The sequence below is a fragment of the Pseudomonas sp. NPDC087346 genome (assembly GCF_044744235.1).
Lineage (GTDB): Bacteria > Pseudomonadota > Gammaproteobacteria > Pseudomonadales > Pseudomonadaceae > Aquipseudomonas.
The window spans coordinates 24,469-39,631 of record NZ_JBIUXX010000054.1 but is presented as its reverse complement, the minus strand read 5'-3'; the positions used below and the strand labels follow the sequence as shown (position 1 = coordinate 39,631).

Here is a 15,163-nt window from a genome sequence, read left to right as displayed (position 1 = left end):
TCATTCTGTTTTTTCCTTCTTTTGCCTCTTTTTTTTTTTTTCTCTGTCCCTCCGCCCCCCCCCGCCTCTCTGGGTTAGGGGCTAAGTGGTCGAGCCGGCTCGCGCCAAGGCTCAGGCCATGGGCGTCAAAGAAATCTATATCGACGACCTGCGCGAAGAATTCGTGCGTGACTTCGTGTTCCCGATGTTCCGCGCCAACACCGTTTACGAAGGCGAGTACCTGCTGGGTACTTCGATCGCTCGTCCGCTGATCGCCAAACGCCTGATCGAAATCGCCAACGAAACCGGCGCTGACGCCATTTCCCACGGCGCCACCGGCAAGGGCAACGACCAGGTTCGTTTCGAACTGGGCGCTTACGCTCTCAAGCCAGGTGTGAAAGTGATTGCTCCATGGCGCGAGTGGGACCTGCTGTCCCGCGAGAAGCTGATGGACTATGCCGAGAAGCACGCGATCCCGATCGAGCGTCACGGCAAGAAAAAATCCCCGTACTCGATGGATGCCAACCTGCTGCATATCTCCTATGAAGGCGGCGTGCTGGAAGATACCTGGACCGAGCACGAAGAAGACATGTGGAAGTGGACCGTCTCCCCGGAGAACGCTCCCGACAAGCCGCAGTACCTGGAACTGACCTACCGCAATGGCGACATCGTTGCACTGGACGGCGTTGAAATGACCCCGGCCACTGTGCTGGCGACGCTGAACAAGATCGGTGGTGAGCACGGTATCGGCCGTCTCGACATCGTCGAAAACCGTTACGTCGGCATGAAGTCCCGTGGCTGCTACGAAACCCCGGGCGGCACCATCATGCTGCGCGCTCACCGCGCCATCGAATCGATCACACTGGATCGCGAAGTCGCTCACCTCAAAGACGAGTTGATGCCGAAATACGCCAGCCTGATCTACACCGGTTACTGGTGGAGCCCTGAGCGTCTGATGCTGCAACAGATGATCGATGCGTCCCAGGCCCATGTGAACGGCGTTGTTCGCCTGAAACTGTACAAGGGCAACGTGATCGTGACCGGTCGCAAGTCTGACGAATCGTTGTTCGACGCCAACATCGCGACCTTCGAAGAAGACGGCGGCGCTTACAACCAGGCCGACGCGGCGGGCTTCATCAAGCTCAACGCGCTGCGCATGCGCATTGCTGCCAACAAGGGCCGCAAGCTGTTCTGAGTCCTGCGGGCCCGGAATGAAATGACGGCGTTGTCTTGCGACAACGCCGTCATCCTTGAAAATGTTTCCTGCCTGAATTCAACGCTTGTGCTCTTCCGGTAAATCCCGCCACTGTTTTGATCGCCCACATCATGTGGCTGATCTGTGCCTCACACTCCCTTCAGTACCGTAGTTGCCTGCGTGCATACGTTGTAGGCAATAACCAGCGGCACACCACTACTTTTCTTCGCCTGTTTTTGAACGCTAAACGCCATGCGCCTGAGTAACGCGTCAGACACAGGGTCGGTAAGAAATATGATGACCTTGGCCGACTGTTTGGTCAGGCGTGGGACGCTTTCCAGCAAATGCTCGAATTCGCTTTGGCTGCTCATCTGGCGTACATCAATCGTACGCAAATTGCCCAAAGGTTTGGGCAGCAGGACATTGTGCTCCGTCCATGGAGTCGGGGCCGGCAGCTTCTCATCTTCGTCGAGAGACTTTTCTCCAGCGTTCGAACGTGAAGTGCTCCCGGTATTCAGTGGCTCTTCAAAGACTTTTAAAAAGCTGTCGTCCTTGTCGAAATCCGAAGGTGCGTAAAGCGAACGATAGTTAAAGTTAAGCGTTATAAAGAATAGCAGCAGCAAGTAGAACGGAAAGCTCATAAGGAACCAAACATAAATTTCGCGCTCACTGTTATCAAGAAACGGTAGGGAAATAGCGGCGGATGACTCGGAAATAAATGCAAATATTGCGATTACGGTCATCGGGTTGGTAATTTTTTTTTGGATTTTTTGCATGTTCTTTACTCATTGAGTTTGCTTTCTCGTTGTTGTGCTTAAAGTTGTTGTGAGAGGTTTGAGTTGTGTTTTTGATGCCATTTTTTATATGAAAAAAAACTGTTTGGATAGAAGTATCTTGTTTCGGTTGTTTATCGTTGTGAGTGACGCTTACTGATGCCTTGGATGTTGCGGGAGTAATTGATTGATTTTTGATGGCTCGAGAAATGGGGCGCTGAACTAGACACATTCGAAATGGCATTTTTTAGCCGGCAGTGGCAGTTACCTGTCAGTTTGACTTAGGGTGTCTGTGTTCTGGAGGGGGCAGCTTTCGAGGCATGGAATATCTGAAAGCGTTATTGAAGTCATCCGTTTGGATATGAACGTTCGATTTTTGTAGGAATAGTCTTCAAATATTGTAGGGAATGTCTTTCGCTAGGAGTGCGAGGAAACTCCCTTGTGCCATGTCGCAAATGACTAGGATATTGTGCGTGCTCTAAAAAATCGAACAGCGAAACTGGACTGCCCATGAATAAAGTGCTGATCGTGGATGATCATCCCGTCATTCGACTCGCGGTACGTATGCTGATGGAACGTCATGGCTACGAAGTAATTGCGGAAACGGACAATGGCGTAGATGCATTGCAACTTGCGCGAGAACAAATGCCGGATATTGTCATTCTGGATATTGGAATACCGAAACTGGACGGCCTGGAAGTTATCGCTCGCCTAACTTCCACGGCGATGCCATTGAAAGTTCTGGTGTTGACCTCTCAGGCGCCGGGGCATTTTTCAATGCGCTGCATGCAATCAGGTGCGGCGGGATATGTGTGCAAGCAGCAGGATCTGACCGAGTTGCTCAGTGCGATCAAGGCAGTACTGTCCGGTTACAGCTATTTTCCAAATCAGGCGCTGCATACCGTGCGCACCAGTCTGGGTAATGCCAGTGAAGCCGATATGGTGGATCGTCTTTCAGGGCGGGAGATGATGGTTTTACAACAGTTGGCACGGGGCAAGACCAATAAGGAAATTGCCGACGGCATGTTTCTCAGCAACAAGACGGTCAGCACTTACAAGACCCGTTTGCTGTTGAAACTCAATGCTCGCTCATTGGTCGATCTGATCGAGTTGGCGCAGCGCAATGGGCTCGTCTGACCCGGTCGGTCAGCGATGGGGGAGTGGGCAGGCCGATGCCAGCTTTCGTCAGAAAGTAAAAAGCCTCCGTTTCGGGAGGCTTTCAGGTGTCATAGATCAAAATCGTAATCGGCCAACTGCTTTTGCAGTCGACGCTCCTCCAGCATGTTGTCGATGGTGCGGCGTTTGCTCAGGTTGGTCTTGGCCACCTCGACCACCGGTTCGGCGTCGTCAGCCTCTGCAGCAACAAACTCGTCGTCTGCTTCCAATTGTTCTTTGCTGGTGCTCATAAGGTTAACTCCAGGCTAAGACTGCCATTGGCGCTCCTTATATCGATATTCCTGCGGCGGGTAAAAAAGATTTTTTCAATCGGTTGATCACTAAATTCAATAGCCAATCAATCGTCCGAGGTTTTGTGCTTGTACTCGCACAAATCTTCGATTCGGCAACTGCCACAGCGCGGCTTGCGCGCCAGACACACATAGCGTCCGAGCAAAATCAGCCAGTGGTGGGAATCCAGCAGATAATCTTTGGGTACAAACTTCATCAGCTTGGTTTCCACCTCGACCACATTTTTGCCGGGGGCGATGCCGGTGCGGTTACTCACCCGGAAAATGTGCGTGTCGACCGCCATGGTCAATTGGCGAAAAGCGGTGTTGAGCACCACGTTTGCCGTCTTGCGACCGACGCCGGGCAGGGCTTCGAGTTCTTCACGCGTCTGCGGGACTTCACCACCGTGGCGCTCGACCAACAGACGGCAGGTCTCGATCACGTTTTTCGCTTTGCTGTTATAGAGGCCGATGGTCTTGATGTATTCGGACAGACCTTCAACCCCGAGCGCATGAATTGCTGCTGGGGTATTGGCCACCGGGTACAGTTTCGCCGTGGCCTTGTTGACGCCGACATCGGTCGATTGCGCCGAGAGAATCACCGAGATCAACAATTCGAAAGGTGAGGAGTAGGCCAACTCGGTCTTTGGTTCGGGATTGTCTTCATGAAGTCTGCGGAAAATTTCCAGACGTTTTGCGGCATTCATGGGCGATGTGATTCCTTGGAAATAGCGTTCGAGCGAGTGCATGCCTGGCGGACAGCAAGCAGCAGCCCCAGCAAGATGAAGGCGCCAGGCACCAGAGTTGCCAGGTGTAACCCGTCACTGAGCAGAATAATGGTTTGGCAGTGTTCGCACAGATGACGGCCGATGCTGCCCTGACCCAGCAGTTCGCGCACCATGGCAAGTATGCACATCAACCCGACAAACAAGCCGTAGAGCTTCATGCGTGAAGCAAGCGTCTGACGGAAAAAACCGTTGTAATCCAGCACTACACATTGCAAGGCGATCAATGCGGCGTAGAAGCCGTAAGTCTGCTGCCATGGCAGCGACCAGCGTTGCGTGAGAATCTGTGCACAACTGCTCAATGTGGCGGCCAGCAGCAGACTGGCCAGCAAAAAACCAGTGCCGGACAGCCGCGAACGTAGCGGGCTGATGCACAAACCATAAATGCCGACGACAACGCTGAATATCAACAGCGTGCCCAGTGCACCCACCAGCGTGTCAGTGCTGCCAAGCAACAGCACCAGCAACATAGAGTTTGTCAGGTTGGCCGAGCGGTTCATGGTCCGTTCTCCAGTAATGCGGCGCGGTGCTCATCGAAATAGCGCAGTGCATCGTGGATCGCGTTGATCGCAGCACGGGAAGTAATGGTTGCGCCGGCTATCTGATCGAATTGCCCCTGATCCTTTTTTAATGCCCAGCCATTATCGGAAGGCTCATTGTTCGATTTGCCGGAGAACGCCGCGAGCCACGTATTCGGCCAGTCGCCGATATGCCCGCCGAGTGCCGGGGTCTCGGTTTGTTTGAGCGTTTTCACCCCGAGCAGTTTGCCGTTGGCATCAATGGCGATCAGCAATTCGATGGGGCCGGCATAACCCTGAGTCTGACTACGCAGCAATACCGCCACCGGGGTCCCGGCGCGGGTGGCGCGATAACCGCCGAGCAGCGTGCTGTGGCTCAGCGCGATGTCGCTTAATGGCAGCGGTTGCTCCAGCGGTTGATTGTCATAAGAGTTGGCAGCGAGCATATCGAGCAGTTTGTGACTGTCGATCAAGCGCTGCTCGGCAGCGATGTACGGCGCGCTGCTGCGCTGCACTACGTACGTCGTGCCGATACCGACGATGGCCAACAGCAATAGGATGATCAGTGCAGCAGGGCGCTTCATGGCGTCACCTGCGTCTGACGAGCAGCGGCAAAGCGTTCCAGCGCCGGCACACAGAGGTTCATCAACAGAACGGCAAACGCGACACCGTCGGGGTAACCGCCCCAAGTGCGTATCAGATAAGTCAGCAGTCCCACGCCGACGCCGAACAACAACCGGGCCAGAGGGCTTTTGGCGCCAGAGACCGGCTCGGTAATGATGAAAAACGCGCCGAGCATGGTTGCGCCGCTGAGCAAATGAAACAGCGGCGAGCCATGCGAATCAGAGCCCGAACCGTTCCAGCACAGCAGGCTGACGACGAACAGGCTGGCGAGCATGCCGACCGGCGCATGCCAGCCGAATACCCGACGTTGCAGCAAAAACAGGCCACCGGCAAGAAACGCCAGATTGACCCATTCCACACCGCGCCCACCCCAACGGCCGAATGCCGGGTTAGTGGCGAACAGTTCATCCATGGTCAGACTTTTGTTGATATGCAGACTGTCCAGTGCCGTGGCCTGAACCCAGGCATCCGGCGCCTGACCCAGGTTAAACACTTGCTGTACCGCGCTTAGCAGATCCATGCCATGTGCCGGCCAATGGGTCATCGGCTGCGGGAACATCACCATTGCCAGGGCGAAACCGAGCATGGCCGGATTGAACGGATTCTTGCCGACACCCCCGTACAAATGCTTGCCAAACAACAGGCCTGTGGCAATCGCGGTCACCGTCAGCCACCAAGGGCAATAGGGCGGCAGGGCCGCTGCGAGCAGAGTCGCACTGACCACTGCGCTGCCGTCGCTCAGGGTCGACTGCAATGGTTGTCGGCGCAGGCGGGTTACAACAGCCTCGACGATCAGCGCGGTAATTACCGCCAATATCAAGTTGATCAATACGCCCCAACCGTACAGCCAGAACAAAGCGAGCAGCCCTGGCAACGTGGCCAGCAGCACCAGCTTCATCGCCTGTTGCAGGCGATCATCCGGCGCTTCAAGGCGTGACATGAACTTGTACCTGGCGCTCGGCTTCTTGCAATGCTTGCTCGGCATCGCGCAGCGCCTGTTCCAGTGTTGCGATTTGTTGCGGTGCAGCCTCCGCTGATTGCGCTTTTTTCAGTTCGGCGCGACGCATCGCCAGCTGGATTTTCGCTCGTTTCAGATCAGCGTCCTTTGCCGGGGGCGGCGTAGGCGTTGCGGGCGTGCTGCTTTCCAGCTTCGCCAGCGCCTGTTCCGCAGCTTCGAATTGCTGTTGCATGACCACCAGTTGCGCCTGTTGCTCATACGTCGGCGGATGGCCGAAGGCTTTCAGCGATTTGTGCAATTGCGCACGGCTCATTGCCACGTCGATCCTGGCTTTTTTCAACGCTGCATCGGTGTTTGCTGTTTTCGCTGCACGTACCCGCTCCAGTGCAGCCTGTACCGGGTCAAGCGTTGCGACTTCCGGCTGCACCGCTCGTTTGGCCCGGGCTTCACGTTCGGCTTGTTTCTGCTGTTCTTCGCGTTGCAGGCGCTCGTTACGCCGCTCAAAGCGCACGCGCGCATGATCACGCTTGGCAGCTCTCGCCCTTTGCTCATCAAGACTGAATGCCAGACCACCGACCACTGGCAATGTGCTCAGCGGTAACGGATGCATTTCGATGCAATCCACCGGGCACGGCGCCACGCACAGGTCGCAACCGGTGCATTCGTCGATCAGCACGGTGTGCATCAATTTCGCCGCACCGACGATGGCGTCAATCGGGCAGGCTTGAATGCACTTGGTGCAGCCAATGCACTCGGCTTCACGAATAAAGGCAACCTGCGGCGGCGCCGAGCCACGGCTGATGTCCAGCTCCAGTACCGGCACTTTCAACAGCTCGGCGAGGGCGGCGATGGTTTCATCGCCACCTGGCGGGCACTTGTTGATCAGCTCGCCGTTGGCGATGCCTTCAGCGTACGGTTTGCATCCGGGATGGCCACATTTGCCGCATTGGGTCTGCGGCAAGAGGGCATCGATGCGTTGAATCAGACTCATGTTTTGATCAGTCCACTGAATCCGAGAAAAATCACCGCGATCAGTCCGGCGCCGATCAGTTCGATCGGCAGGCCGCGAAAGGGCAGAGGAATATCGTTGGCGGCGGTGCGCTCGCGCAAGTCACAGAACAGGCTCAATACCAGCCAGAAGCCCAGACCTGCGCCGAGGCTCAGAGCTGCCGCATGCAACAAACCTTGATCGTTTTGCGCATTGATCAGCGCCAGCCCCAACACCCCGGCATTGCCGAGTAGTAACGGCCATAACCCGTCGAACGGCCATGCCGGCAGCCAGCGCGCCAGCAACTTCAGCAGCGGGGCGATCAGCAACACGCTCAGCGGCAGGAACACAAACAGTCGCAGCGCTTCGAGTTGCAGCGGCACCAGCAGCCAGCGCCAGATCACATAGCCAATGACACCAACGATCAGCATCAGGCACACCGTCGCCAGCCCCAGCGCATGCACCTGACGACGACTGCCGGCCAGCAGCGGATCGACGCCCAGCGGCCAGTGCAACACGAAGTTGTTGAGCAGGGCGGCACTGATCAGCGTAAGCACAAGTTCGGTCATGGGTCTGCCAGCAAAACGGGCGAGTGTCAGTTAAGGTTAGGCATTATCCGGGCAGATATGAAAAATCCCACAGGCATGCGGGGCACGCCTGTGGGATCGATTTATTGCAGAGCCTTACTTGATGCGTTGACCCGGCTTGGCGCCGCTGTCCGGGCTCAGCAGGTAAATTTCTTCACCGCCAGGGCCGGCCGCCATCACCATGCCTTCGGAGATGCCGAACTTCATTTTCCGCGGCTTGAGGTTGGCGATCATCATGGTCAGGCGACCGTCGAGCTTGGACGGGTCCGGGTAAGCGCTCTTGATGCCCGAGAACACGTTGCGTTGCTCGTCACCGATATCCAGGGTCAGGCGCAGCAGCTTGTCGGCGCCTTCAACGGCTTCGGCCTTGATGATCAATGCAACACGCAGATCCACCGCAGCGAAGGCGTCAAAGTCGATTTCCGGCGATAGCGGGTCTTTGGCCAGTTCGCCGTTGCCCGCAGGTTTGGCTTCGCCGGTGTCGGTCTGGCTGGCGGTCAGGTCTTCTTTCGAAGCGTCGCTCATGGCTTGTACTTTTACCGGGTCGATGCGGGTCATCAGCGGCTTGAACTCGTTCAACTGATGATTGGCCAGCAGGGTGGTGTGGTCGTTCCAGGTCAGCGGCGCAACGTTGAGGAACGCCTCGGCATCGGCGGCCAGCAGCGGCAGCACCGGTTTGAGGAAGATCACCAGTTGGCGGAACAGGTTGATTGCGGTGGCGCAGATCGCCTGCACTTCAGCCTGTTTGCCTTCCTGCTTGTTCAGCGACCATGGCGCCTTGTCGGCGATCCACGCGTTGGCGCGGTCGGCCAGGGCCATGGTTTCACGCATGGCACGGGCGAAGTCGCGCGCTTCATAGGCGTCGGCAATGCTCGGCGCAGCAGCGCGGAACGCTTCGGTCAGTTCCGGCGCGGCGTTGGTGTCGACCAGCAGGCCGGCGTTGCCCTTTTGAATGAACCCGGCGCAACGGCTGGCGATGTTGACCACTTTGCCGACCAGGTCGGAGTTGACCTTCTGCACGAAGTCTTCGAGGTTCAGGTCGAGGTCATCGACGCCACGGCCCAGCTTGGCCGCGTAGTAGTAGCGCAGGTATTCCGGCGACAGGTGATCAAGGTAAGTACGTGCCTTGATGAACGTGCCACGGGATTTCGACATTTTCTGGCCGTTGACGGTCAGGTAGCCGTGCACGTTGATGCCGGTCGGCTTGCGGTAGCCCGCGCCTTCAAGCATCGCTGGCCAGAACAGTGCGTGGAAATTGACGATGTCCTTGCCGATGAAGTGGTACAGCTCGGCGGTGGAGTCCTTGCTCCAGAACGCGTCGAAGTCCAGCTCCGGCGTGCGGTCGCAGAGGTTTTTGAAGCTGGCCATGTAGCCGATTGGCGCATCCAGCCACACGTAGAAATATTTGCCCGGCTCGTCGGGGATCTCGAAACCGAAATACGGCGCATCGCGGGAGATGTCCCACTGTTGCAGGCCGGCGTCCAGCCATTCGGCGATCTTGTTCGCCACGGCGTCTTGCAGAGTGCCGCTGCGGGTCCAGGTCTGCAGCATCTGCTGGAAGTCTGGCAGTTTGAAGAAGAAGTGCTGCGAATCCTTGAGTACCGGAGTGGCGCCGGAGATGGCCGACTTCGGGTCTTTCAGATCGGTCGGAGCATAGGTTGCACCGCATTTTTCGCAGTTGTCGCCGTACTGGTCTTCGGTGCCGCATTTTGGACAGGTGCCCTTGATGAAGCGGTCGGCCAGGAACATTTTCTTTTCCGGGTCGAAATACTGAGTGATCGAGCGTTGGGCGATGTGCCCGGCGTCACGCAGCTTGAGGTAGATCTGGCTCGACAGCTCACGGTTTTCTTCAGCGTGAGTGGAGTGGAAGTTGTCGAAGTCGACCAGGAACTCGGCAAAGTCGGCGCTGTGTTCAGCCTGGACGTTGGCGATCAGTTGTTCCGGGGTGATGCCTTCCTTTTCTGCGCGCAGCATGATCGCCGAACCGTGGGCGTCGTCGGCGCAGACGTAGATGCATTGATTGCCGCGATGCTTCTGGAAGCGCACCCACATATCGGTCTGGATGTATTCCAGCATATGGCCAAGGTGGATCGAACCATTGGCGTAGGGCAGGGCGCTGGTGACGAGGATCTTGCGTGGCTCGGACATGTGGGGCTTCGCTACTTGATGAAACGGAGGTCGGCCACTATAAAGCGCTGGCGCATATTTTTCACCCCGTGAGCCTGTTTCCGGATGCGGCAGCCACTTAATTTGAGCCCAGGAAACCTTTTGATGTGAATGTGGCCTCACCACAATGGTTTTCCAGCTCAAGTAATGTGTTTGGCTATAAATCTCCTGAACACAAATGAATCTGCGGGGTACGATACCCGTCATCTTTTCCCAGTCTTGTTATCGGAGTTGCCCATGAGCGCCGTCACTCGCGCAGCGGTGGAAGCCGTCCTCAGCCAATACACCGACCCTTACCTGAATCAGGACCCGGTCAGCGCCGGGTGCGTGCGCGACATTCAGATCGACGGCGACCGCGTTAGCGTGAAGCTGGAAATCGGCTACGCCGCTGGTCTGTTCAAGAGCGGCTGGGCGCAATTGCTGCAACTGGCCATCGAAAACCTTGAAGGCGTAGTGATCGCAAGGGTCGAGGTCAACAGCGTGATCGCCGCGCACAAGGCTCAGGCGCAGATTCCCGGGCTGGCCAACGTCAAGAACGTGGTCGCCGTCGCCTCCGGCAAAGGTGGCGTCGGCAAGTCGACCACCGCCGCCAACCTCGCGCTGGCACTGTCCCGTGAAGGCGCCAAGGTCGGGATTCTCGACGCTGATATCTACGGTCCGAGCCAAGGCATCATGTTCGGCATCCCCGAGCGCACCCGCCCTGAGATCAAGGATCAGAAGTGGTTCGTACCGCTCAAGGCCCACGGCGTCGAAGTCATGTCGATGGCGTTCCTGACCGATGACAACACGCCGATGGTCTGGCGCGGTCCGATGGTCTCCGGTGCCTTGCTGCAACTGGTCACGCAAACCGCGTGGGGCGACCTGGATTATCTGGTGATCGACATGCCGCCAGGCACCGGCGATATCCAGCTGACCCTGGCGCAGAAAGTCCCGGTGGCTGGTGCCGTAATCGTTACCACCCCGCAGGATCTGGCACTGCTGGACGCGCGCAAAGGCGTGGAAATGTTCCGCAAGGTCAATATTCCGGTGCTCGGTGTGGTGGAAAACATGGCCGTGCACATCTGCTCGAACTGTGGACATGCCGAGCATCTGTTCGGTGAGGGCGGTGGCGAGAAACTGGCGACCCAGTACGGCGTCGAGTTGTTGGCTTCGCTGCCGTTGTCGATGCTGATCCGTGAACAGGCTGATGGCGGCAAACCGACGGTCATCGCCGAGCCGGACAGCCAGATAGCGATGGTCTACCAGGAACTGGCTCGCCATGTTGGTGCGCGGATCGTGTTGCAGGAAGCCGCATCGCCGGCGATGCCGAACATCACCATCAGCGACGATTAATGGCCTGACACACTATCAAATGTGGGAGCCAGCCTGCTGGCGATAGCGGATTAACATTCAACAATAGGTTGGATGAACCACCGCAATCGCTAGCAGGCTAGCTCCCACAGTTGTTTTTGCGGTGGGATTTAGATCCGCAACCCGCCATCCATCTCCAGAATCCGACCGGTGTAATAGTCGTTTTCAAAGATGTACGCCGCCGAATGGGCGATCTCTTCCGGTTTGCCCATGCGCTTGAGCGGGATGCCTGCAGTCATCTTCTCCAGCGCTTCCGGTTTCATGCCCAACGTCATCTCGGTTTCGATGAAGCCCGGCGCAATGCCTGCCACGCGAATGCCGTAACGCGCCAGTTCCTTGGCCCAGGTCACGGTTGCCGCTGCAACACCGGCCTTGGCGGCGGAGTAGTTGGTCTGGCCAACGTTACCGGCACGCGAGATCGACGAGATATTGATGATCGCGCCGCTGTTTTTCAGCTCGACCATTTTCGCCGCGACTTCACGGGTGCAGAGGAACACGCCGGTCAGGTTGACGTCGATGACGGCCTGCCATTGGGCCAGGCTCATCTTGGTCATTTCGCCATCCTTGACCTTCAGCAGCAGGCCGTCGCGCAGAATGCCGGCGTTGTTGATCAGGCCGTGGATCGCACCAAAATCGGCAGCTACTTGAGCGACCATGTGCTCGACCTGCTCTTCATTGGCGACGTTGCACAGATAGCTGCGCGCCTCGACACCTTTGGCTTTGCAGGCGGCGACGGCGTCGTCGAGTTTTTCCTGATTCAGATCCACCAGCGCCAGCTTCGCGCCTTTACCGGCGAAATACTCGGCCATGGAACGGCCCAAACCCTGGCAACCGCCGGTGATAATGATTACTTTGTCGTTGAGTTGCATTCGCATGCCCCGATAGCAGGTCAGAGTGGTTTCCTTTAGAGGGCCTCTCGATTTGCGCCCGACGTGGCCTGGCTGCACATGAGAACTGCCCCGATGGCGTGACCGGGAACTTATCCCCAGGCGCCTGTCCGTTTTTTCGACGGATTCTATTTAAGGAGTCATAAATTGAGCGTTGAAGCGGCCAAGAATGCCCGAGAATTGCTTCTCAAGGAATACCGTGGGGTGCTGTCGACCCACTCCAAGTCGATGCCCGGTTTCCCGTTCGGCTCTGTGGTTCCTTATTGCCTCGACGAGCACGGCCAGCCGCTGATCCTGATCAGCCGCATTGCCCAGCACACCCATAACCTGCAAAAAGACCCGAAGTGCTCGCTTCTGGTCGGTGAACGTGAGGCGGATGACGTGCAGGCTGTTGGTCGCCTGACCTATCTGGCCGAGGCGCAAAAGATCGAATATCCGGCGGCCATCGAAGCCGCTGCCGAGCGCTATTACCGCTACTTCCCCGATTCGCAGAACTACCACAAGGCCCACGACTTCGATTTCTGGGTGCTCAATCCGGTACGTCACCGCTACATCGGCGGTTTCGGCGCGATTCACTGGGTCGATCAACTGACCCTGGCCAACCCGTTCGCCGGCAAGGCCGAAGTCAGCATGGTCGAGCATATGAACAGCGACCACGCCAAAGCCATCGCGCATTACGTGGATCTGGCCGGTCTGCCGAAAAGCGTGCCGGCACAAATGGCCGGGATCGACACCGAAGGCATGCACCTGCGCATTGGTCAGGCGCTGTACTGGCTGCCGTTTCAAACGCCATGTAATACGCCGACACAAGTGCGCGAAGCCTTGGTTTTACTGGCTCACGCCGAGCATTGGCCAAAAAATGCAGTGGCCGACGCTTGAATTCACGAAAGGGCGACGTCATCTAAGGCTTACTGCAAGGCATTTCTTGCGTAGAGGAATCTTTGATGCGCCCTTTTTTGTTGCTCTTTCTGCTGTTTCCGGTGTTGGAGCTGTTCGTATTCGTCAAAGTGGCAGGGGCGATCGGGTTTTTCCCGGCCCTGCTGCTGATCATTCTCGGCTCGATGTTCGGCGTTTTCGTGCTGCGCGTCGCCGGACTGGCTACCGCACTGCGTGCCCGTGAAAGCTTGAACCGCGGCGAACTGCCCGCGCAAACCATGCTGGAAGGTTTGATGCTGGCACTGGCCGGTGGCCTGCTGATCCTGCCGGGTTTCATCAGCGACGTGGTCGGTCTGGTGATGTTGCTGCCGTTCAGCCGTCGTCTGCTGGCGAACAAGATGCGTCAGCGTGCCGAGGAACAGGCCATGCGTCAGCGCGCGTTCGCCGACGACCTGCAACCCCGTGGCGGTCCAGCACCGCGTCAGCCTTTGGGCCGCGAGGGTGATGTGATCGAAGGCGAGTTCGAACACCGCGACCCCAAGTAAAATCTGCATCGACACGGCACCTTCGGGTGCCGTGTCCGTTTATGGGCTTTCGAATGAAAATTTTTCTGCCTTCGCCCTTGTAATAAGCTTATGCGCCCTTATGTATCGGTCACCGAAAGGTTTCCGGCATTTGAGTCGGACAGACTTCCGCGATTCGCTCGACGAGTCGCACCCGGCGCAGGCCGGATTCGTTAAACCCGCCGGGAATACACCGGCCGATGAAAACCACAATTAGGAGAGATCGACAATGAAGCTTCGTCCTCTGCATGACCGCGTCGTAATCCGTCGCAGCGAAGAAGAAAAGAAAACCGCTGGCGGTATCGTCCTGCCAGGTTCGGCTGCTGAAAAAGCCAACCACGGTGTGATCGTCGCTGCAGGCCCGGGCAAGACTCTGGAAAACGGTGACGTACGTGCGTTGGCCGTTAAAGTCGGCGACAAGGTCGTGTTCGGTCCTTACTCCGGCAGCAACACTGTGAAAGTCGACGGCGAAGATCTGCTGGTAATGGCTGAGAACGAGATTCTCGCCGTACTGGAAGACTGATTCCCCGCTCATTTTCCCGTTACTACAAAGTATTTAAGGAATATCGATCATGGCTGCTAAAGAAGTTAAATTCGGCGATTCCGCCCGCAAGAAAATGCTCACCGGTGTCAACGTCCTGGCTGACGCATTAAAAGCGACCCTGGGCCCGAAAGGCCGTAACGTGATCATCGAGAAGAGCTTCGGCGCTCCGACCATCACCAAGGACGGCGTTTCCGTCGCCAAAGAAATCGAACTCGAAGATCGTTTCGAAAACATGGGCGCGCAGCTGGTCATAGACGTTGCCTCCCGTGCCAACGATGACGCTGGTGACGGTACTACCACCGCTACCGTTCTGGCTCAGTCGATCGTCAACGAAGGCCTGAAAGCCGTCGCTGCCGGCATGAACCCGATGGACCTGAAGCGCGGCATCGACAAGGCGACCATCGCCATTGTCAAAGAGCTGAAAAACCTGTCCAAGCCATGCGCTGACTTCAAGGCAATCGCTCAGGTAGGCACCATCTCCGCCAACTCCGACAACTCCATCGGCGACATCATTGCCGAAGCCATGGAAAAAGTCGGTAAAGAAGGCGTGATAACCGTTGAGGAAGGCACTGGCCTGGAAAACCAACTGTCGGTTGTTGAAGGCATGCAGTTCGACCGTGGCTACCTGTCCCCGTACTTCGTCAACAAGCCGGAAACCATGGTTGCCGAGCTGGACAGCCCGCTGATCCTGCTGGTCGACAAAAAGATCTCGAACATCCGCGAAATGCTGCCAGTGCTGGAAGCCGTTGCCAAAGCCGGCCGTCCACTGCTGATCGTATCGGAAGACGTTGAAGGCGAAGCCCTGGCGACTCTGGTAGTGAACAACATGCGTGGCATCGTCAAGGTTGCAGCCGTCAAGGCTCCAGGCTTCGGCGACCGTCGCAAGGCCATGCTGCAGGACATCGCTGTACTGACCGGCGGTACC

The 15,163-nt window shown here is 57.1% G+C and carries 16 protein-coding genes and 1 pseudogene; 7 read left to right on the top strand and 10 right to left on the bottom strand.

Translation table 11 applies throughout. The features are described from left to right. Window positions 1–88: 88 nt before the first annotated feature. Window positions 89–1,174: pseudogene (locus ACIOZM_RS24985) on the top strand (argininosuccinate synthase); the annotation flags it as partial. 149 nt (window positions 1,175–1,323) lie between these two features. Here the strand turns inward: ACIOZM_RS24985 and ACIOZM_RS24980 are convergent. After that, window positions 1,324–1,950: a hypothetical protein gene (locus tag ACIOZM_RS24980; protein ID WP_401218611.1), complete on the bottom strand. Its 627-nt coding sequence runs from the start codon at window positions 1,948–1,950 to the stop codon at window positions 1,324–1,326. 507 nt (window positions 1,951–2,457) lie between these two features. On the opposite strand from ACIOZM_RS24980, the gene ACIOZM_RS24975 reads away from it, so the two are divergent. After that, window positions 2,458–3,084 carry a response regulator gene (locus ACIOZM_RS24975; protein ID WP_401218608.1) on the top strand — a complete coding sequence of 209 codons (627 nt, stop codon included), beginning with the start codon at window positions 2,458–2,460 and terminating at the stop codon, window positions 3,082–3,084. A gap of 89 nt (window positions 3,085–3,173) precedes the next feature. Here the strand turns inward: ACIOZM_RS24975 and ACIOZM_RS24970 are convergent, their stop codons facing one another. The 8 genes from ACIOZM_RS24970 to metG all read right to left on the bottom strand — a co-directional run bounded on the left by ACIOZM_RS24970 (window position 3,174) and on the right by metG (window position 10,000). After that, window positions 3,174–3,353, bottom strand: a complete 180-nt coding sequence (locus ACIOZM_RS24970; RefSeq protein WP_401218605.1) for a PA3496 family putative envelope integrity protein — start codon at window positions 3,351–3,353, stop codon at window positions 3,174–3,176. Window positions 3,354–3,460: 107 nt separating this feature from the next. After that, window positions 3,461–4,099: an endonuclease III gene (gene nth / locus ACIOZM_RS24965; RefSeq protein ID WP_401218602.1), complete on the bottom strand. Its 639-nt coding sequence runs from the start codon at window positions 4,097–4,099 to the stop codon at window positions 3,461–3,463. Beyond that, the gene (locus tag ACIOZM_RS24960) at window positions 4,096–4,677 is read right to left on the bottom strand and encodes an Rnf-Nqr domain containing protein (protein WP_401218599.1); all 582 of its coding nucleotides are present in this window, start codon (window positions 4,675–4,677) and stop codon (window positions 4,096–4,098) included. Before ACIOZM_RS24960 ends, nth begins: the two co-directional genes overlap by 4 nt. Then, window positions 4,674–5,279, bottom strand: coding sequence for an RnfABCDGE type electron transport complex subunit G (locus tag ACIOZM_RS24955; RefSeq protein WP_401218597.1), 606 nt, complete (start codon window positions 5,277–5,279; stop codon window positions 4,674–4,676). The genes ACIOZM_RS24960 and ACIOZM_RS24955 overlap by 4 nt, the downstream gene beginning before the upstream one ends. Beyond that, complete coding sequence (locus ACIOZM_RS24950) at window positions 5,276–6,259, bottom strand: RnfABCDGE type electron transport complex subunit D (protein ID WP_401218594.1); 984 nt, start codon at window positions 6,257–6,259, stop codon at window positions 5,276–5,278. The genes ACIOZM_RS24955 and ACIOZM_RS24950 overlap by 4 nt, the downstream gene beginning before the upstream one ends. After that, window positions 6,246–7,268 carry an electron transport complex subunit RsxB gene (gene rsxB, locus ACIOZM_RS24945; protein ID WP_401218591.1) on the bottom strand — a complete coding sequence of 341 codons (1,023 nt, stop codon included), beginning with the start codon at window positions 7,266–7,268 and terminating at the stop codon, window positions 6,246–6,248. The genes ACIOZM_RS24950 and rsxB overlap by 14 nt, the downstream gene beginning before the upstream one ends. Next, entirely contained in the window at window positions 7,265–7,834 is a 570-nt protein-coding gene (locus ACIOZM_RS24940; protein ID WP_401218589.1) for an electron transport complex protein RnfA, read from the bottom strand. Before ACIOZM_RS24940 ends, rsxB begins: the two co-directional genes overlap by 4 nt. 114 nt (window positions 7,835–7,948) lie before the next feature. Then, window positions 7,949–10,000 carry a methionine--tRNA ligase gene (gene metG, locus ACIOZM_RS24935; protein ID WP_401218587.1) on the bottom strand — a complete coding sequence of 684 codons (2,052 nt, stop codon included), beginning with the start codon at window positions 9,998–10,000 and terminating at the stop codon, window positions 7,949–7,951. A 255-nt stretch (window positions 10,001–10,255) separates the two neighbouring features. Here metG and apbC point away from each other — a divergent pair, with 255 nt between their 5' ends. Next, the gene (gene apbC, locus ACIOZM_RS24930; RefSeq protein ID WP_401218585.1) at window positions 10,256–11,350 is read left to right on the top strand and encodes an iron-sulfur cluster carrier protein ApbC; all 1,095 of its coding nucleotides are present in this window, start codon (window positions 10,256–10,258) and stop codon (window positions 11,348–11,350) included. Between the two features lie 128 nt (window positions 11,351–11,478). Here apbC and ACIOZM_RS24925 read toward each other — a convergent pair whose 3' ends face one another. Next, window positions 11,479–12,237 carry an SDR family oxidoreductase gene (locus ACIOZM_RS24925; RefSeq protein ID WP_401218582.1) on the bottom strand — a complete coding sequence of 253 codons (759 nt, stop codon included), beginning with the start codon at window positions 12,235–12,237 and terminating at the stop codon, window positions 11,479–11,481. A 165-nt stretch (window positions 12,238–12,402) separates the two neighbouring features. On the opposite strand from ACIOZM_RS24925, the gene ACIOZM_RS24920 reads away from it, so the two are divergent. The 4 genes from ACIOZM_RS24920 to groEL all read left to right on the top strand — a co-directional run. Continuing rightward, window positions 12,403–13,134 carry a HugZ family protein gene (locus ACIOZM_RS24920; protein ID WP_401218579.1) on the top strand — a complete coding sequence of 244 codons (732 nt, stop codon included), beginning with the start codon at window positions 12,403–12,405 and terminating at the stop codon, window positions 13,132–13,134. A gap of 65 nt (window positions 13,135–13,199) precedes the next feature. Beyond that, entirely contained in the window at window positions 13,200–13,676 is a 477-nt protein-coding gene (locus ACIOZM_RS24915; RefSeq protein ID WP_401218577.1) for an FxsA family protein, read from the top strand. Window positions 13,677–13,923: 247 nt separating this feature from the next. Beyond that, the gene (locus tag ACIOZM_RS24910) at window positions 13,924–14,217 is read left to right on the top strand and encodes a co-chaperone GroES (protein WP_003193940.1); all 294 of its coding nucleotides are present in this window, start codon (window positions 13,924–13,926) and stop codon (window positions 14,215–14,217) included. A gap of 49 nt (window positions 14,218–14,266) precedes the next feature. Next, a partial coding sequence (gene groEL / locus ACIOZM_RS24905) for a chaperonin GroEL (protein WP_401218574.1) occupies window positions 14,267–15,163 on the top strand: 897 nt, incomplete at its 3' end.